17 protein-coding genes and 2 pseudogenes are annotated in these 18,081 nt (G+C 58.2%); 11 read left to right on the forward strand and 8 right to left on the reverse strand.

All coding sequences use genetic code 11. The annotated features are described in order from the left end of the window. Positions 1–34: 34 nt before the first annotated feature. Positions 35–994, reverse strand: coding sequence for an AraC family transcriptional regulator (locus tag N8E88_RS06215; RefSeq protein WP_262291134.1), 960 nt, complete (start codon positions 992–994; stop codon positions 35–37). Positions 995–1,134: 140 nt separating this feature from the next. On the opposite strand from N8E88_RS06215, the gene N8E88_RS06220 reads away from it, so the two are divergent. Next, positions 1,135–1,965, forward strand: a complete 831-nt coding sequence (locus tag N8E88_RS06220; RefSeq protein ID WP_262291135.1) for an alpha/beta fold hydrolase — start codon at positions 1,135–1,137, stop codon at positions 1,963–1,965. 67 nt (positions 1,966–2,032) lie between these two features. After that, positions 2,033–3,001, forward strand: a complete 969-nt coding sequence (locus N8E88_RS06225; RefSeq protein ID WP_262291136.1) for an MBL fold metallo-hydrolase — start codon at positions 2,033–2,035, stop codon at positions 2,999–3,001. Between the two features lie 532 nt (positions 3,002–3,533). On the opposite strand, the gene N8E88_RS06230 is transcribed toward N8E88_RS06225, so the two are convergent. Beyond that, positions 3,534–3,725 carry a DUF4167 domain-containing protein gene (locus tag N8E88_RS06230; RefSeq protein ID WP_410010536.1) on the reverse strand — a complete coding sequence of 64 codons (192 nt, stop codon included), beginning with the start codon at positions 3,723–3,725 and terminating at the stop codon, positions 3,534–3,536. 84 nt (positions 3,726–3,809) lie between these two features. Further along, the gene (locus N8E88_RS06235) at positions 3,810–3,974 is read right to left on the reverse strand and encodes a hypothetical protein (protein WP_262291137.1); all 165 of its coding nucleotides are present in this window, start codon (positions 3,972–3,974) and stop codon (positions 3,810–3,812) included. Between the two features lie 582 nt (positions 3,975–4,556). Between N8E88_RS06235 and N8E88_RS06240 the strand changes: the two genes are divergently transcribed. The 3 genes and pseudogenes from N8E88_RS06240 (at position 4,557) to N8E88_RS06250 (ending at position 6,482) form a co-directional block, all read left to right on the forward strand. Further along, positions 4,557–5,240, forward strand: a complete 684-nt coding sequence (locus N8E88_RS06240; RefSeq protein ID WP_262291138.1) for a hypothetical protein — start codon at positions 4,557–4,559, stop codon at positions 5,238–5,240. A 257-nt stretch (positions 5,241–5,497) separates the two neighbouring features. Then, positions 5,498–5,709, forward strand: a pseudogene (locus tag N8E88_RS06245) (transposase); the annotation flags it as partial. Between the two features lie 326 nt (positions 5,710–6,035). After that, positions 6,036–6,482: a GFA family protein gene (locus N8E88_RS06250; protein WP_114432518.1), complete on the forward strand. Its 447-nt coding sequence runs from the start codon at positions 6,036–6,038 to the stop codon at positions 6,480–6,482. A gap of 281 nt (positions 6,483–6,763) precedes the next feature. Here N8E88_RS06250 and N8E88_RS06255 read toward each other — a convergent pair whose 3' ends face one another. Further along, positions 6,764–7,162: a winged helix-turn-helix transcriptional regulator gene (locus tag N8E88_RS06255; protein ID WP_262291139.1), complete on the reverse strand. Its 399-nt coding sequence runs from the start codon at positions 7,160–7,162 to the stop codon at positions 6,764–6,766. Between the two features lie 226 nt (positions 7,163–7,388). On the opposite strand from N8E88_RS06255, the gene N8E88_RS06260 reads away from it, so the two are divergent. After that, the gene (locus N8E88_RS06260) at positions 7,389–8,153 is read left to right on the forward strand and encodes an SDR family oxidoreductase (protein ID WP_262291140.1); all 765 of its coding nucleotides are present in this window, start codon (positions 7,389–7,391) and stop codon (positions 8,151–8,153) included. Between the two features lie 65 nt (positions 8,154–8,218). After that, positions 8,219–9,112 (forward strand): NAD(P)-dependent oxidoreductase, encoded by an 894-nt coding sequence (locus N8E88_RS06265; protein WP_262291141.1) that lies wholly within the window; start codon positions 8,219–8,221, stop codon positions 9,110–9,112. Positions 9,113–9,353: 241 nt separating this feature from the next. On the opposite strand, the gene N8E88_RS06270 is transcribed toward N8E88_RS06265, so the two are convergent. From N8E88_RS06270 to N8E88_RS06280, 3 genes are all read right to left on the reverse strand, one after another. Then, on the reverse strand, positions 9,354–9,758 hold the full coding sequence (locus N8E88_RS06270) for a macro domain-containing protein (RefSeq protein ID WP_262291142.1): 405 nt from the start codon (positions 9,756–9,758) through the stop codon (positions 9,354–9,356). Positions 9,759–9,992: 234 nt separating this feature from the next. Further along, positions 9,993–10,196 (reverse strand): cold-shock protein, encoded by a 204-nt coding sequence (locus N8E88_RS06275; protein ID WP_262291143.1) that lies wholly within the window; start codon positions 10,194–10,196, stop codon positions 9,993–9,995. A 206-nt stretch (positions 10,197–10,402) separates the two neighbouring features. Continuing rightward, positions 10,403–12,187 carry an adenylate/guanylate cyclase domain-containing protein gene (locus N8E88_RS06280; RefSeq protein WP_262291144.1) on the reverse strand — a complete coding sequence of 595 codons (1,785 nt, stop codon included), beginning with the start codon at positions 12,185–12,187 and terminating at the stop codon, positions 10,403–10,405. Between the two features lie 694 nt (positions 12,188–12,881). Between N8E88_RS06280 and N8E88_RS06285 the strand changes: the two genes are divergently transcribed. Beyond that, the gene (locus N8E88_RS06285) at positions 12,882–13,472 is read left to right on the forward strand and encodes a hypothetical protein (RefSeq protein ID WP_262291145.1); all 591 of its coding nucleotides are present in this window, start codon (positions 12,882–12,884) and stop codon (positions 13,470–13,472) included. Between the two features lie 475 nt (positions 13,473–13,947). Here N8E88_RS06285 and N8E88_RS06290 read toward each other — a convergent pair. Next, a pseudogene (locus N8E88_RS06290) lies at positions 13,948–14,154 on the reverse strand (amino acid ABC transporter ATP-binding protein); the annotation flags it as partial. Positions 14,155–15,281: 1,127 nt separating this feature from the next. Here N8E88_RS06290 and N8E88_RS06295 point away from each other — a divergent pair. Genes N8E88_RS06295 through N8E88_RS06305 form a run of 3 tightly spaced genes read left to right on the forward strand, consistent with a single transcriptional unit; the run spans position 15,282 to position 18,068 of the window. Continuing rightward, entirely contained in the window at positions 15,282–15,689 is a 408-nt protein-coding gene (locus tag N8E88_RS06295; RefSeq protein WP_262291146.1) for a plasmid mobilization protein, read from the forward strand. Next, entirely contained in the window at positions 15,689–17,308 is a 1,620-nt protein-coding gene (locus N8E88_RS06300; protein WP_262291147.1) for a hypothetical protein, read from the forward strand. Before N8E88_RS06295 ends, N8E88_RS06300 begins: the two co-directional genes overlap by 1 nt. Next, complete coding sequence (locus N8E88_RS06305; protein ID WP_262291148.1) at positions 17,286–18,068, forward strand: hypothetical protein; 783 nt, start codon at positions 17,286–17,288, stop codon at positions 18,066–18,068. The genes N8E88_RS06300 and N8E88_RS06305 overlap by 23 nt, the downstream gene beginning before the upstream one ends. The last annotated feature ends 13 nt before the right edge of the window (positions 18,069–18,081 follow it).

Consider the following 18,081-nt stretch of genomic DNA (forward strand, 5'->3'; position numbering starts at 1 on the left):
GTCATCGCGCCGCGAAGTCGAAATGTGCGAACGCTTATGCCAATGATTTGCGCTCGAGACCATGTCGAGCCTCGCCTGGCCGCTTCCCATAACGAAGCTGAAACGCGCGGCTGAAGGCGCTCTCGGATAGGTAGCCGACCTCAGCCGCAATGTCGGCCAGAGGGCGGTCTGAACCTGCCAGCTTGCGTCTGGCAAGCTCGAGCCGGACCTCGGAGAAAAATGCCAGCGGCGCCACCTTCGCGGACTTTCGGAAGATACGAACGAGAGTGGCGCGGGAGGACTGTGCGACACTTGCCAGTTCGTCGAGCGTCCAGGCTCGGCCTGGCGCCTCCAGCATGGCGACGACTGCCCGGCCGGCCTGCGGGTGACCGAGCAGGGCAAGCAGGCTGTCCGAAGCGCGCTCCGCCTCAATATGCGCCCGGACCACCATGACGAGAAGCGCACTCGCAAGATCCGAGGCAATGGCAGCCGCACCGGGACGGGCAGCGTCGAGCTCCTCCTTCACAAGCGCGATGATGCGTCGGATATGGAATGCGTCCTCCCGCTCGGCGGCAGCCACGACAACCGCTTCCGGAAGCGCCGAGAGGATGAGATTCTGGCCCGCATGATCGAATTTGAGACGGCCGCAAACGAGCTGCGCAGTCGTCTCGCCCTCAGTATTCGACTTCACAAGTATCGCGCCGTTCTCACGACCCTTGATGCCGAAGGGTCCGGACGCTGCCGGCGAGGTGGTGACGCCATGCATGACATGAGCGCTGCCGCGCGGCAGCAGCGCGACGTCTCCGGTTCGGAGTTGGATCGAGCGCCCGGCCGTCGTGAGATGCATTACGCACGCCCCGTCGGTCACTATGTGAAACGGAGCCCAGGCGTCGCGCTCCGGCGGATGGGGCGATGCCCACTGGGCGCCAAAGTGGCAAACATACTGGAGTTCCGGCCGCACCCGCAGCAATGGTGCCAAGCCGCTCAGAGCGTCCGATGAAGTGTTCTGACTCATTTATGGGCTCCAAGCAGGTACAAAATGATCCGTCGTGACATGAAGCTGATCCTCCCGGGCATTCGCAAGAAGATCGACCAGTAATACCTTGTGACCGTGCAATCATGCACTGCAGCGACCGGATAACAAAGGGGAATGACATGCCGATGATCAAGGTTCAGGACGGTACCGAGATTTTCTACAAGGATTGGGGTTCGAAGGACGCGCAGCCGATCGTCTTCCACCACGGCTGGCCGCTCAGCGCAGACGACTGGGACAATCAGATGCTGTTCTTCTTCGAGAAGGGCTATCGCGTCATCGCCCACGACCGCCGCGGCCATGGCCGCTCGACCCAAACGGCCTATGGCAATGAGATGGACACCTACGCGGCCGACGTCGTCGATCTGGCGAAGGCGTTGAACCTGAAGAACGCCATCCATGTCGGCCATTCGACTGGTGGCGGCGAGGTCGTGCATTACATCGCCCGCGCCGAACCTGGTCGCGTCGCCAAGGCGGTGATCGCCGCCGCCGTGCCGCCGGTGATGCTAAAATCGGACAAGAACCCGGGCGGCCTGCCGATCGAGGTATTCGACGGCCTGCGCGCAGCGCTCGCCGCCAACCGCGCCCAGTTCTACATCGACGTACCAAGTGGCCCGTTCTACGGCTTCAACCGCCCGGGCGCGAAGATCTCGCAGGGCCTCATCGACAACTGGTGGCGGCAGGGCATGATCGGCGGCGCCAAGGCGCATTACGACTGCATCAAGGCCTTCTCGGAAACAGACTTCACCGAAGACCTCAAGAAGATCGAGGTGCCGGTTCTCGTCATGCACGGCACCGACGATCAGATCGTGCCCTATGCCGATGCCGGCCCGCTCTCGACCAAGCTGCTCAAGAACGGCACGCTCAAGACCTATGAGGGCTATCCGCACGGGATGTTGACGACCCATCCCGAGGTCCTGAACGCCGACATTCTTGCTTTTATTCAGAGCTGATCACCGTTGCTGGGGGATGTCCGAACGGGGGCGTCTTCGAGATCGATTCCATCATCAGGAGACCGTCATGAACCGGACCCCCCATCATATGCTGACACGGCGTGGCTTCTGCCTGTGCTGCATCGCCGCCACCACGTTCGGAGTTTCAGGAGGATGGCTCACGCCGCGAGAAGCCTATGCCCAGGCGAAGAACATCGTCGACATGATCCGTGACCACGCGGCAACCGACCCGGTCAAGGTGACGAGGCTGCGCCAGACCGTCAGCGTGCTTGAGGGCTCGGGCGGCAACATCGCCGTCCTCACAGGCTCCGACGGCAAGGTCATGATCGATGCCGGCATCACGGCATCGAAGCCACGCGTTCTGGAGGCGCTCGCCAGTCTGGGCAAGGAGCCGATCACCCGGCTCATCAACACCCACTGGCACTTTGATCATACCGACGGCAATGAGTGGCTCCACGGCGAAGGAGCCGCGATCCTGGCCCACGCGAACACCCGGAAACACCTGCAATCGGCTCAGCGGGTCGAGGCCTGGGATTTCAACTTCCCGGCCGCTCCCTCCGGTGCGATCCCTAATGAGGTGTTTTCCGCGGACAGGACGCTGCAGGTCAACGGCTCGACACTTGAGCTGAAATGCTATACGCCCGCCCATACCGATAGCGACATCGCGGTCCGGTTCACCGAGGCGGACGTGCTGCATACCGGCGACACCTTTTGGAACGGGATCTATCCCTTCATCGACTATTCGACCGGAGGCAGCATCGGCGGAATGATCGCTGCGGCGGAAGCGAATGTCGCAATGGCGGGTCGCGAGACGATCGTGATCCCCGGACACGGCCCGATCGGTGATCGGGCGGGGTTGCTGGCCTATCGCGACATGCTCGTCGCCACTCACGCGAACGTGTCGTCGTTGAAGGCGAAGGCCATGTCCCTGGAACAGGTGATCGCCGCCGGTCCGACCGCCGCCTTCGACGACAAATGGGGCAAGTTCGTCATCGACCCGGCCTTCTTCACGCGTCTTGTCTACGAAGGGGCCTGACGGACCCAATGTTCGCTCCGAGCTGCCAGATGCAGCTCAAGGATGGTTGGCCAGCCTTTGAGCGGCGCATTCAGCGGACTGAACCTCATTCTTGACGCAGCCGACGGCCTCAAGGCAGCGTGACACTTCAAGATCTACGCGACCGACTTACCCCTATTTGGCCTTCCTTGCGTGTTCGCAGCGTCTTTGGCCAATCGCAACGCGCGCAGACGCTCGCTCTTTGCATCGACAGCGCGTCTGCGTGCTTCGTATTCGCGCACTGCTTCAACGGCCTCGCTTGCGCGTTGCTCTTGCAGGATCCGCATCGGCGGGCGTTGAGCGGGACTTCTGGAATCCATGTGAGCTTTGGTTCTCTCGGCGGCGCCGGACCGCCTTTGGCTGATGGCCCATTTCACAGGTACAATATTTGGAATTTGCTCCTTGTAGATGACATTTCAGTGCGCCCGCTCCAGCTAGGAACTTGGTCCACGAAACGGCATCACCGCAATGACGGGTGAATTCGCTTGCCGCCGCCGATGCATTTCGTCCAAAACTATTTGGTTGAGCGAAAATAATGTTCGGCATGCTGGTAATAGTTTTCCGCCTCTATCATGTTTCCGGCACGTTCTTCGTCGCGCGCACGGGAAAGATAGCGCTCGCGGCTCTGCTCCGTGTGTTGATCGCCGGGAGATCGCATGGCAGGAGACCGTATGGTTTTTGTTGATCTATTTTCTTGTCTGTTCATGTCATTTCCTTGAGCCGCGAACGACTTGCTCCATGGTTGCTGTGTTGAGCGCTGTCGCTCGGTATCGGGAATTTTGAACGGCGATCAGTCAATCTGTTCGGCGACGATCCGGCGCATTTCTTCCCGGGTAAATCCTGAGCCTGGCAATTTAAGGGGGCGTTGGATTTGCCTCGGCAACGTGTTCAAATCCTTAGGGTCGGCTGCACGCGGGTTGGCCGCGCTGTTCGTTATTTCAATGATGTTTTGCATAGGTAATCCTTTGGCTGCCGCAGCAAAGCCGCGCAGCCTGTGAAACTATGTCGAATGCAAGCAAACGACTGTGACGCTGCGGCGATGGCAGCGATCAAACGTTGAGTGGTGCGGAAAAATATCTGCGCTCTTTCAGAGCCTGCAGGATGGCCGGACTATTCTTGTCGACATCACATATATGGGAACGAGCGGGTATCATTTCAAGGCATCACTCCATGTATGCGATTGAACCTTTTCGCTCCTTCAAACGTTGCGACTTGCAGTTCAAAGAAATTTTCGAGCGCGAGCTTGGAAAATGTTATAAAGTATGGAGCTCCAAAGTGGAGAGGAATTTATAGACTTAAACAAAATTCTAACGAATGCGCGAGTATGCGTAATATGCGTTATCATCTGGCGTCATCTGACAGAAGGTGATATAAGTATTTATTGCGGTTTTTTTACTACAATAAGCTTCAACAATAATTACATAGATTTAGACGATTGTACCTCGTACTTGCTATCTCCATTTCAGTGATGTATACTGCCCCTAATTCGAGCTGTAATTGTATTTACACTGGCGTCCTAGAAGGTAGGGAGAACAGAATGGCTACACTCGTAAAGAAACTTACTGTGTTACTGTCTTGCTCGGTCATCGTAGCAGCACTTGCTGGTCCGTCGTTTGCCGAGGGCGCCATTTCCATCGGCGGCTCGCGCAATGGCGGCCTTGGTCTCGGGGTCGGCGCAGACCTCGGCGGCGTCAAGGCTGGTGCTGATGCCTCGATCGGCGGATCCCAAGGGACGGCGGTCGGCGCTGGAGCGAATGTCGGCGGGAGGAGTGGTGTTTCCGCTGGTTTGGGCGCTGGCGTCAATGACGGCGTTAGGGCGGGTGGAGGCTTAAATGTTGGCGGTGTAAGCGGTGTAAGCGCTGGAGCGGGCGCCGCAATTGGCGGTAGCCGGAACGGCATTGGGGCCGGGGCGGGGGTTGGCGTCGGTAATACGTTGGGTGCAGGCGCTGGCGTCGGCATCGGCAATGCCGTCATCAATCCTGGGAGTGGCACTATTCCCGGCAGCGGAACCAGCCCCGGCATTTCGGGGGTGACCAATCCGGGTACGGCTGTCAATCCTGCGACCCCTGGGTTGAATCCCGGTGTGATATCGGCCCGACTGGCCAGCTTGAGTGCACCCGAGCGCGCGAAGTTGAAAGTGCGCTGCCGCGATGTGTCGGCAAATGCGATGAGCTATGACAGCGGGCTTGTATCGCTTTGCAAGATGTTGCGCGGTATCTGATCACTCAGGGCCAATCAACGGATTCAGGGTGGCCTCTTTGGAGTGAGATGGCGGATCAGGTTCGGTGTATGCTGATCGCCCAGATTGATGGAAGAGCAGAGAAACCCAAGATAGTGCGCGGGTCGATGGGCGTTTCTCGAGTAAGATGAGCTAGGATTAAGTTGCTTGCAATCGATTACTGTAAAGCAGTTCGATCCTGGTCTTCTGTGCCATTTAGATTGCCCTAGTTCATCGTCGCGCAATCAAAGGAAGCGAAGATGCGACAGAAAACCGGCCACAGAAACCAGCGACGGAACAGGTCATCAAGGACAATCTTCGGGCAACGCGCAAGCATCACTCTGCCGAAGGCAAGATCCGCATCGTGCTGGAAGGCTTGCGCGGTGAGGAAAGCATTGCAGCGTTTTGCCGCCGCGAAGGCACTGCCGAGAGCCTTTATTACCGCTGGTCAAGGGAGCTCCTCGAGTTCGGTCCCAACTTCAAGTATAGTGGTTTCGAGGCTTATCGCGGTGCGATAACTCATTCCGTTCTTGCTGCAGATCGGCGACTGTCGACTTTTCGGCACCAATCGGTTTCGACTGGAAATCCGCTATTATCAGCATTTTCAGACGAAGGGTTTCTCGGCAAGTTTCTGATTGAACAAGACGTGCGGGTACCGTTCGATCCTGATCAACCGTCCTTTGTTGAGGAGTTCCCCACTATAGTGCGCTACATTTCCTAATTATTGACGATCGGTTCGCCGCCTGCTGCTCAGGACTTGGCGTCATAGCGCGGTTGAGGATCGAGGGTTGATATAAAATGAATGCATCAAAGCATGTAGGTACTTGTCGGTGCGGTCGGCTTCGGGCCGAATGCGAGGGCGAGCCGGTGCGCGTTTCGGTCTGCCATTGCCTCGACTGTCAGAAGCGGAGCGGGAGCGCCTTCGCGGCGCAGGCGCGTTGGCCCGATCAAAAGGTTCGGGTGATCGGCGAAGCACAGACCTGGACGCGCGTGGCCGACAGCGGACATCGGGCAACTTATCGCTTCTGTCCGAATTGCGGTTCGACAGTCGCTTATGTGATTGAAGGCTGGCCTGGTGTCACGGCGGTGCCGCTCGGTGCGTTCGCCGATCCGCAGTTCCCGGCGCCGAAATTCTCCGTCTACGAACATCGGAAGCACAGTTGGACAGCCGTGTTAGGCGACGACGTAGAACACTCCTCAACACCGACCACCAAGCGTGCGCCTGGAAGCAAGCTGAGTGAATGAAGCCTGAACATGAACAAGGCTGGAGGATATAAGCGGCGTGTTGCGAAGGATCGAAGCAACGAGGGTTCAGTACTCTGATATTTCAGCCGTCGTTTCGCATCCAGCTTCCGAGAGTATCCGGAGCCTGCCAAAACCTCTACGATCGTTCGCTCAATTGCACTGTGGCGGCCCTGCAAAAAACCGCGCCTCTGTATTTGCCGCTCCGGCCTCAATACATTGAAACGGCGATATAAATCCGCTTCGCTTCATCCGTGGAGCAGAAGTTTCATCCACATCCGGCGCTACCCTCGCGCCGCGCCTTCCGCCGCGGTTCGGGGCGCCGCCCGAGCCGCTCCGGCCTTCGTCTCTTCCGTCCGCTCCTGGTGTTTTTTGCCCCAGTCCGCCAGCGGGGCGAGGGCCAGGTCGAGCTCGGCGCCTTCCGGCGTAACCGAATATTCGACGCGCGGCGGCACCTGGTGAAACACCTCGCGGTGGATGATGCCGTCCGCCTCCATCTCGCGCAGGTGCTGGATCAGCATCTTTTCGCTGATCTCCGGTTGCAGCCTTTTCAGTTCGCCGAAGCGGCAGGGCTGCGCCTGGTGGATCTGCCAGAGCAAAAGTGCCTTCCACTTGCCGCCGATCACCGCGAGCGCGGGACCTAATCCGCAACTGTCTGGCAGTTTTCTTTGGTTTTTTTCCAAGGAACTCTCCAATTCTGAGGATTTGGTAGGTACCTTACTTTTTTGTCTGTACTTGTGCAATCGAAAGTATCTGCCTAGCTTCGGGCAAGGACGCCGGAGCATGCGGGCAGAAGGCCAGCGGCAAGGCTTCCACCGGGACAGTTTTTCGCGGCAAAAAAAGCGGACGCTCCCGGCAGTTTCAAACCGACAGGCCGCGGCGCCCTTGGCGCCGGGATAAGGAAGAATCATGAGCAGATTTCAGGGCAAGAAGGCCGTTGTCATCGGCGGCACGCATGGAATGGGACTGGCGGTGGCGCAGGCGTTGATCGACGGCGACGCCGGGGTCCTGATCACGGGGCGCAATGAAAAGAACCTTGCGGACGCCCGTCAGGCGCTTGGCGGCAGCGTCCATGCGGTCCGGTCCGATATCGCCAGCATGGGCGACATCGCCGTGCTCAGCGTGGAAGTGGGGCAGAAGCTCGGCGAGATCGATTTCCTGCACGTGAACGCCGGCGTGTCGGAGCTGGAACCGTTCGACCAGGTCACTGAAGCGTCCTACGACCGCCAGTTCGACATCAACACCAGGGGCGCCTTTTTCACCACCCAGCGCCTCATTCCGCTGATCAAGGAGGGCGGTGCGATCGTCTTCACCTCGTCGATCGCCGAGGATTCCGGCATCGTGGGCATGGCGGTGTATTCCGCCAGCAAGGCGGCGCTGCGCGCCTTCGGCAAGGTGCTGGCATCGGAACTCCTGCCGCGAAAAATCCGCGTCAACGTGGTGAGCCCCGGCTTCATCGACACGCCGACCATGGGCGTGGCCGGCGCCTCGGCGGAAGAGCGCGCCGCCTTCATGAGGGTCGGCGACGAGGTGACGCCGATGAAGCGCCACGGCACGCCGGAGGAGGTGGCGCGCGCCGTTTTGTTCCTCGCCTTCGACGCCACCTTCACCACCGGCGAGCGGATCAAGGTCGACGGCGGTCTCGGCCAGGACCTGTCGCCGGCCATGGGGTGAATAGGGACGCCGCACGCATAGCTCGCGCGTAACTTCACAATCGAACCGAAAAGAAAGGAAAACAAATGTCCGACATATCCGTCATCGGTCTTGGCGCCATGGGCTCGGCCCTAGCCGGGGCGCTCCTGAAAAGCGGCCTCAGCGTCACGCTGTGGAACCGTTCGCCGGCCAAGGCTGAGGCGCTCGTAGCCAAGGGCGCAGTCGCCGCGGCGAGCGTCAAGGATGCCGTCGAGGCGAGCAAACTGGTGGTCGCCTGCCTGCTGGTCTACGATACCGTGTATGAGGCGTTCGAGCCGGCAAAGGATGCGCTTGCCGGCCGCACGCTGGTCAACCTCACCAACGGCACGCCGGCGCAGGCGCGCGAGATGGCACAATGGGCAGCCATCCGGGGCGCCGACTACCTCGACGGCGGCATCATGGCGGTTCCGCCGATGATCGGCCAAGCCGAGGCGCTGATCTTCTACAGCGGTGCGCAGACAGCGTTCGAGGCGCACGAGAAAACGCTCGGCGCGCTGGGGGCGGCCAGATATCTCGGCGACGACGCCGGGCTGGCACCGTTGCACGACATTGCGCTGCTCACCGCCATGTACGGCCTGTTCTCGGGTGTCACGCATGCCTTCGCGCTGACCGGATCGGAAAAGGTGCCGGCGGAAAAATTCCTGCCGATGCTGACCAACTGGCTCGGGGCGGTCATGACATGGCTGCCCGACATGGCACGGCGCATCGACAGCAGCGACTACCGCAGTGATGTCGTCTCGAACCTCGAGATGCAGGCGGCGGCCTTCGACAACTTTATCGCGGCCAGCGAGGGCCAGAGTGTCAGCCCCGAACTGATTGCGCCGATGTTCCAGCTCATAAAAAAAGCCGTCGCATCGGGCTATGGCGATGCCGACCAGGCGAGCCTGGTCGAGATGCTCAGGACTAGGCCGCAGGCCGAGAGGCAGCGGGCGGCGGGCTGAGGGCGCGCGATCCAGCGCTCTCACGCAGCAGTTCGGGCGTAGCCCTAGCAACATACACAAGCGAGCATCCGGAGACCATTCGCGCCACGATTGGCAAACGGATAAGAAGCAACATATTACATTCGACAGCCTGCTGCGAACGCTTGGGCTCTCTTGAGCTGCGTTGGAAACCAGAACGCCCTAAACCGGACCGCATTTGCACGCGAAGGAGCGGCATTTTGTTTTGGGCCAACTCAGTCAGTCACCGTCGCGAAAAGTTCGAGTACCAATTCCATTCCCACGTTCTGCCTGCATCCGCGGAGAACGCACGGCTGTAAATCGGGGTTTTCGGGTTGCGCTTATCCCAGTGGAATTTCACGATAACGTCCTTGCCGGCCACAACCTCACGGCCAAAGAATTCGCCTTCGTCGCCATCGAACGAGCCCACCTTTCCGTCGTCGAGTTTGCCCGCGTTGCTGTCGGCCCAGTAGATGGTCCAGAGACGCGTCCTTGGATCGAACAATCGCACGGTGAGGCCCTCGAACGGCTTTCCTCCCAACTCCGTATGAAAAATGTCGAAGTTGCCCAAACCCACTAGGATTTGGCGGAACTCCTGGGTCGCGTCGAATTCCTCCCACTCGTCGCTGCCGGCCAGCGGTTCCTTCAACGTACGATTCCTGATGTTCCAGTTGCCTACCAAATAGTCAAAATCATTTTTGGACGACGTCTCGCTCGCCGTTATCGCAAGTTTCCCGTCCGATGAAAGAGAGAACGCACTCATCTACTTTCCTTTGGATCGACGTCGTGCCAGCACTCCCATCGCCGCGGACATGACGAATGTATGGGCGTTTCTTCGATGACTGCGGCGCTTCGCATGTCCGATCGCACGGAACGATCTCAATCAAAGCACGCGAACGTTTTCAGCTTTCGATTTCCCGGTCTTGCGATCCTGACCGATGTCGTAGCTCACTTTCTGTCCTTCACTCAACGAGCTGCCGCCCTCCAGAGCAGACACGTGTACAAACACGTCAGCGCCTCCATTTTCGGGTGTAATGAAGCCAAAACCTTTGTCTCCATTGAAAAACTTAACCGTGCCAGTGGGCATAAACAACTCCTCGACGCTTTCACGGCTGTATTGCCGCTTCCAAACCTTTAAGGCGGCGAAGTGTCATCCGCAATCTAATCATTTGGTTTGGATCTGAGTTCTGCAGATGGCGGCAAAGTCGAACGCCTGCTGCGGAATTGTCCGTGCAGCTCACGGATTGGGCCTGTGAGCTATATCCCGCCCTAAGGCATCGGCCGCGGCGCGCGTCAGCCTGCCAGCCCCGCCTTGCGGAGGCCCTCTACGCGCCGCTGAAAGTCATCCGGGTTCTGGAACGGAAGGACGCGGCGGCGGCGTTCAATGGAAAATGCAGGATTGAGCTGGAGTGCTTGCTCCCAGGCTCGTCGACTTTCCTCAGATAGTCCAAGGTGGCCATAGCAGGAAGCGAGCAGGGCGTGGGCAATGTCCGACTGAGGGTTTCGCGCGAGCCGTTTCTTGAGCGCGGTAACCGCTTGCTCATAATCGGCGAGGGAAAAATGCGCGTCGGCGAGAAACTGCAGCAGCACTTCCGGGTAGTGCGGGTCCAATAGCATCGAAGCATCAAGCGTCTCGAGCGCTGCTGTTGGATCGCCAGAAAATATCTGGATATGGGCCATCAACATGAGAAGGTCGATTGAGTTGGGCGAGAGTGCAAGGCCCTGTTGCACCTCCGCCCGAGCACGGTCAAGATCCCGGCTCCACATGCAGGCCATGCCCAACGCGAAGTGACCGTTGGGTTGTTGCTCGTCCATTTCCACGGCTTGCTGCGCTAACTCCAGCCCCGTCCGGAGTGAGTTCTCAGGACTGGTGCTCCAGGCGTTGATGTAGTCAAGCACATGGGTAAAGGCGATGAGGGCGTGGGCCGCCGCATATGCCGGATCGATAGCGATGGCAGCCCCTGCCAAGTTGCGCGCCGCGATGTTTCCGGGCCTGGTGCAAGCCAAGCTGTGCTCGCGGCCGCGCAACAGGAATTCGTACGCCTCGACGTTCACCGCGCGCTCACGGGCTAGCTGATCTCGTTCGCTTGCAGTGAGCTTGAGCTTGAGGGCAGACACGATTTCCTGGGTGAGTTCATCCTGAACTGCGAAAATGTCAGTGAGGTCGCGATCGAAACGGCTGGCCCAAACATGTCCGCCGCTCCTTGAATCGATCAGTTGCGCTGTAACACGAACCCTATTGCCCGCTTTGCGAACGCTGCCTTCCAGAAGGTAGCGGACGCCGAGCGCCTTGGCCATGTCCGGGACGGAGACCGACGCTTTCTTGTATACGAACGATGAGTTGCGGGCGATCACGTGCAACTCAGACAGCTTCGAGAGGTCCGTAATGATGTCTTCGCTTATACCGTCAGAGAAATATTCCTGCTCTGCGTCGCCGCTCATGTTGTTGAACGCAAGCACGGCGATAGAGGGTTTGTCAGGAATGGGCAGCGACCCCGAAGATCCTCCTGACGCATGGGTCTGTGCTGATGCCGCGGATTTCGGCTGGGCGGGAAGGCCAACGTGCAGCGAATAAACCCGGACCGGGTCGGCGATGTTCTTGAGCTGCACTGCACCGCGGTCGTCGATAACAAGATCGAGCCTTGCCTTGACCTGCCAGTACGCTTGTTCGGAGAGACAGATACTGCCTGGCTCGCAAATGCCTTCAAGGCGCGCGGCGATATTGACGCCGTCACCCATCAGATCCCCGTCGCTCTCCTCCACGACATCGCCCAGATGGATACCGATCCGGAATTCAATACGGCGTTCGGGCGGCAGGCCTGCATTGCGCTCGACCATAGCATTCTGCACTTCAATGGCGCAGCGCACGGCGTCCACGACGCTGCGGAACTCGACGAGGCTTCCATCGCCGGTGCGCTTGACCACGCGGCCATGATGCACGGCGATTGTCGGATCGATCAAATCGCTGCGCAGGGCTCGCAACCTTGCCAGGATGCGATCCTCGTCGGCACCGGCGAGCCGACTGTAGCCGACCACGTCGGAAACCAGGATTGCTGCTATCTTCCGCATCTCGCCCATGGAGCGTCTCCCTTGGTCCAGACTAGCATAAAGTCCCAGCCAACGCTCCCCACGCTCGATTTGATTGCTAAGGTAGCCCCTTCAACAAGCCATCGGCAGCGGAGATCTTTTTAAAAGGTAGGGATCTGCGAGAGAGTTGTTTAATCAAATCACGAGATGGAAGGATCGACACTATTTAAAGTTTAAACGCCAGGTTTCGCAGAAAGCTTCGCATTCTCAACATACCGAGGAAATCGATGGCACGCTGAACAGATAGCTCTGAGTGATATCGAGTGTGTTCGCCAGGCAATATGCAGGCCCTGTTCACGGCGTCTTGTACGCTACCTCATCGCGTGATGCATTAGCAGTTTCGGCATTACTACTTATGAGTGTAGAGCATTGCCACCAAAATGGGAGTATTTGTCTCGGGAGGAAAAATTGCCGAGCGGAGCGTTTGAATCCGCTGATCTTCCGACTGCAGTGAGCCGATGCATTGCTTGGGCCGGTTAACGCGAATGCAAGGACGACCTACGATTGTTGGAGCATGGACGATGACCAATGCCACGCGAGACGGATCAGGTAGAGAGTATGATTTTGTTCTGCTTTTGGTGTTAGTTCTAATCGCTACCGTGGGGCGGGAGTACTTCTGTTCCATCCGAATGTGAAGTCAATATTCAATGATGCAAAATCGCACGAGTTGGCGACCCAGTTTTTCATGGTAGCTATGCTAGGCGGCGCAGTTGGCCTTGCCTACCGGTTTTGGGAAATGAGGCGTGCCGATGAAACGAAGCGCTTAGACAAGGAACGCGAAAGACGGGCGGTTCAGCGCGCCGCGCTACAGGAATTCTATCGCTCTGCTTTTACCCTACACCACGACTACAAGAAAATCAGGCGCACCCTCCGTTCTTTATCTTTTTGCGAGGGACAAGATCGGAAAATCGAACGTCTGGCCTTCGAAAAGTTAATGGAAGCGTTGGAAGACTGCCAACTGCAGGCTGAAAGCTTGCATAGGTCGGTTGAGGCTCAGGCAGACCTTTTCGGCAATGAGCAAAAAAATCTCTCCAGCTACCTTAGTTTGGTAGACAGGTACCTACGAAATTTGGTGCGACAATACGAGGAGGGTTACCAAGAACGTCGCCAGTTGGATCCTAAGGACTTGATGAGCCTTAATGCGGAAGTAAGAAGCTTTATTGATCGCAGCGAGAAGGGCGATCCAATTTGGACAGATCTGTTCCTTCCTGCTGACAAGGTGCGAGATTCGTTGCTCGAACTAATTGCAAAAACGACGCCGGACATAACTGTATAACTTGTTGTGGCACTGTACTTGGTCGGGGTCTTCTCTATTCGGCGTGTTGAAGTCAAGCGCTGTCACGCTTCCGGCTTCTTCTTTTGCGGCTGACGTCGTTCACGGGGCCTCGCTTCTCTTCGGGATCGGCTCTTGGCCCTCCCAGCACGGGATCAGAAGAACGAAGCGGCTCAATCTTCCTCGCGTCCTGATCGCAATGCGCGATCGGCACAAGACTCCAAAGCGAGATGAGGAATTCAACAAAATCAAAGGCGTTCCTTTTGTCTCTAAATTTGCTATTTTGCCTTATTCGAGATTCGATGCACCAAAGCCGCGAGGACCTCTTCCTTGGTCCATCCGGCAACTTGGGCATCGCCCAGGAACTCGCAGCTCATCTCAAATCACAAGAGCGAGACATTGCCGACACTCTGCTGCGTCACGTTTGGCCGCTGGCTTGGAAACATATCAATCTGAGATGTTCTTGTCGTGGCCCCTATCAATGAACAATTCTGTCCAGGAACGCTTTGGTACGTTCACTTTTAGGATTTCTGAAAAACTCATCGGGCGCGTTGCTCTCGATAATGCTGCCGTCGGCCATAAATACAACCCGATCAGCAACCCGCTTGGCAAAACCCATCTCGTGGGTGACGACCAGCATCGTCATGCCCTCGTCAGCTAAAGAGACCATGGTGTTCAAGACTTCAACCGGACAATCCATGACAACATCGTTCTCGCCAATCCTGCGATGTCACGTGAAGCGGCCATCCGGATGGCGAAACTCTCGGGGGCTGACGAGTTTAAACCAACCGCATAAGCCGATGATGGTTTCATCCACAAGTTACAGGCCAGGCATCGTTTCAAGGTGTTGGCGTGGAAGGTGGCTAGTGGCGCTCGGCAGAAAGCATGGCGATGAACGGCAGCTCGATCAGTAATGTGTGAAGAGCCCCGCCGCGCTCACAGCTGCGACAGCAGCAGCCCAAAAACCAAGGATTAGAGACACTGGAAGGTCTGCACCGTGGGTAAAGGTCAAAAGACCCCGGCCTAGCAATGACAGCACAAGGACGTGCGACAGATAAACCGCGTACGATAAACAGGAGGTGCTTATCCGACTGTTGAACCCGAAACTGCAAGGCTGAACGTTGTGTGGAGGCAACCATAACGTCGATATGTTCGGGCACGTTGCTTTTCTCCGAGCACAACCTCCACCACCCGGAGAGATTTTGCCGGTTGTCCGCATCGATGAGGAGAACGCGCTCACCGCGCAGCGCGTATTCTCACGCCATTAGCGTGACAAGCTCCCGCTCCGCCTTTGTTGCTCACCGCCGCGTAGGTTCTTGCCATGGTCGCGTCTATATTCGTGCTGGCGATAAACCCATCATGCATCGAAATGACCGATCGGCGCAAGTCAAATCTGAATATAGTATATTCCTCCTTAAGGGTGAGCGTTTTCGGCATTCATTCGCGGAATACAGTGTGGAATATATTCCACACCGCATAAATACACGGGTCAAATGCATGGAGTTGACATACAGAGTGGATGTATTTTCACTCTATATAGAGAGATAAAGCAATTGCTTAGCGCGAGTTGGTCTAGCGGTAAGGCATTTGGCGTAAGATGCTGCTTGCGCAATCCGCTTCGGTCAGACCGGACGGATGGAAGGTCTCGATTAGCAAGCCACAGCGACGAACCTAAGGCGATGACTTGAAAAAATGTTACCAAATCGGTACAGTTGGTTTTGGCAGGATACGCAAATTTGTGATACAAATTTGCTGAACGATCGACGGACAGGCCGTCGATATCGCCTGCGGCGAGATTTTGAGGAAGGTCAGGTGAACGGGTCCGCATCGGATAAGAATGACAAAGTCCCGAGGGCGGATCGCAAGACCAAGGTCGTCCACGCCCGATTCAGCGCCATGGAAATGGTAAAGATCGAGGACGCCGCACAGGCTACGGAGCTGACGGTCTCCGCCTTCATGCGGTCGCTGACCCTTGAGGGCGCCGGCGTTCGCCCCTTTTTCACGGAGGAGGATCGCGTCATTCTCAGCGCGCTTCTCGCCGAGCTGAGGGCAGTTGGCGTCAATCTCAACCAGCTCGCCCGCGCCGCAAACCGAAGGAAGCCACGCACGGATGAGGAGCGCGCGGTGACCGATGGTGTTCAGCGGGCCATTGCGGCGCTGTTGTATGAGATCAGCTTCTTCGCCGATCGTGGCGCCAGGATGCGGAAAGGGAAGGCGTAGTGGAGTTCTTTCTCGGAGCTTTCACCGCTGAATGGGAGCGGCGACGGGCGGCCTTGCTCCATGACCTCTCGCTCGGGCGAATTGGGCCGGATGATGATGAGGAGCGCCGCCGGGCAAGTGCCCCGGTGAGGGCAGGTCCCGCCGGAACGAAGACCGGCAGCCGGTTGCGAGCAGGCGGCTCCTGGCGACCGGGAACAGGTCGCGCCCGTCCCTTTGGCGAAAGGCCGATGCGCGCGCGCTTTGAAGGCCTTGCCGCCGGTAGTCAGTCGGCCGTGGTGAAAATGGCTTCGTTCGGCGGTGGTTCGCGACTGGGCGCCATGATCAATTACGTTTCCCGCAATGGCGAAGTCGTGGTCGAGAACGAGCGTGGCGATCACCTCCGCGGACGCGATCAACTGTCTGCTGTGGGAAGCGAGTGGGATCACCTTCTAAAGAACCGTGCCGCGAGCCGTGACATCGGGTTGTTCGAGATTTCCGTCACGGAAGGGCGCCGTGACGGTGAGGAGGGTATCGAACGGGCGCGCGCGATCGTGAGACAGGGCCTGGGCGACCGCGCTTTCGCTTTGGCAGTGACCATACGGCCCGATGGCAGCGGGTTCGATATTGAAGGTATCGCCGTGCTTCGAAGTGCCCGGGGCGAGCGATTGAGTGCCGACGAGAAGGCAACGGCGATCGTTCAACGACGCCTTGACGACGCTCGTAGCGGAGTGGCCGGCAGCGCAAGCTTCCGGTTCACCGGTTATGGTAATGGAACGGATTACGGCAGCGGTCGCTTGCGTTCGCTGGTGGAAGCACACAAGGGCAAGGTGTGCGATGAGCACGGGCGCGAGATCGGTGACCGCAAGCGGGCGGGAGACCTTGTTCAACTTGAATGGCGCGGCCAGCTCCATAGCCGCAAACCGCGCGATGTCATGCATCTTGTCCTGTCGGCGCGCGCCGGAACCGATGCGCCGGCCTTTAGGGAAGCAGCGCGGGATTTCCTGGGGACGCAGTTTGCCGGGCACCGTTATGTGTTCTCACTTCACGATGCTGCAAGTGACCCGAAGGCGGAGGAAACAGGCGGCAAGCGGCCGCACGTTCACGTCCACGCCATCATCGCCATGCGATCGGACGCAGGTGACAGGATCGAGACGACAATCCCGGCCTTTCGGGAGTGGCGGCTGACAATGGCCGAAAAGGCGCGCACGCACGGCATCAACATGGAGATGACCGATCGCCGTGATCGTGCGAGCCCCCCTGCTTACTCGAAAAACCAGGTCCGGCCGATGAACATGATCGGTCGCACGCAACACGAAGGTACAAGCGCCTCCGCGCAACGCCGATACGACACAAAGCGCTCGGATAAGGATAGCTTCCCGCGCACGCCTCGCAGCAAGGCCTATGCCCGAACGGCGCAACAGGAGTGGCATTCTATCGGTAGTTCCGCGCTATTGCCTACGCAGAAAGACTTTGCCGGGGCTCAGGTAATCCGGTTTGAAGCCCACCCCCGCGCGAGCCGAAAGAAAGGCGGTCCGGCAAGGCCAGCCGTCAAATTCTGGCTCGCAATTTCGAACATATATGGTGAAGTTGGCGGCGCTTGTTTCGGAGAACGACGATATGCGGCACATGACCCGGCCTGAATTCGAAGCCTACGAAAGACGCGTGGAGACTGCACTCTTCCAGGCGGCGCGCTCTTTGCCACCGCATGAACAGGATGGGTTTGAGGAAATTGCCAAGGCGGCGAGGGAACACGTCAATGTGCGCCGCGAACTTGTCGACATACTGGAAGAGCGCGGTCGCAATGCTGGCGACGCGCTGGCTCGCAGCTCAAGCGTCAATGGGCCGGAAGACGAGATGCCGCGATGGAATAATGCTGTCGAGCGCCATGGGTTTGCGGCCACCGAGGCGGCGAACAGACACCTGGTTGAGATCGAGCAATCCCGGGGAGCCATCGACAGAGCCGAGGCAGATAACCAGGATCCGGACAAAGTCAGGGCGATGAAACAGGAACTCGAAAATCAACTGATCAAAACCGCTGAGCTTGGCGCGAGCGGAAACGCCCTGATCCGGGAAGTGGCCGAAATTGATGAGGATCTGAAAAACGCGCTCCAGGCTGTGGGACGTGAGCGGCTGAAGGCTGAGCGTGAGCGATCCCCGTCGGGCTCTGAGGCAAACGAAGTGACCGGATTGTTGGTCGGGGGCGCTCCCAACACGGCGTTAACGCGGGTAGGTGACGACCAAAACCGCGATGCAGACGGTCAGAATACCGGGCAGATGGCAGGTTCCAGTGGCGATACAACAAAGAGCGACCCCGCTAAGCAGCATGTGCCGCGCCTGGAAGAGCTGCAACGGGAAGCTGATGAACAAAGAGCGGGCGATCACGATGATCGAGACCGGTAACAAGAGGGCAATG

It is taken from the genome of Phyllobacterium zundukense (assembly GCF_025452195.1).
GTDB classification, from domain to species: Bacteria; Pseudomonadota; Alphaproteobacteria; order Rhizobiales; family Rhizobiaceae; genus Phyllobacterium; species Phyllobacterium zundukense_A.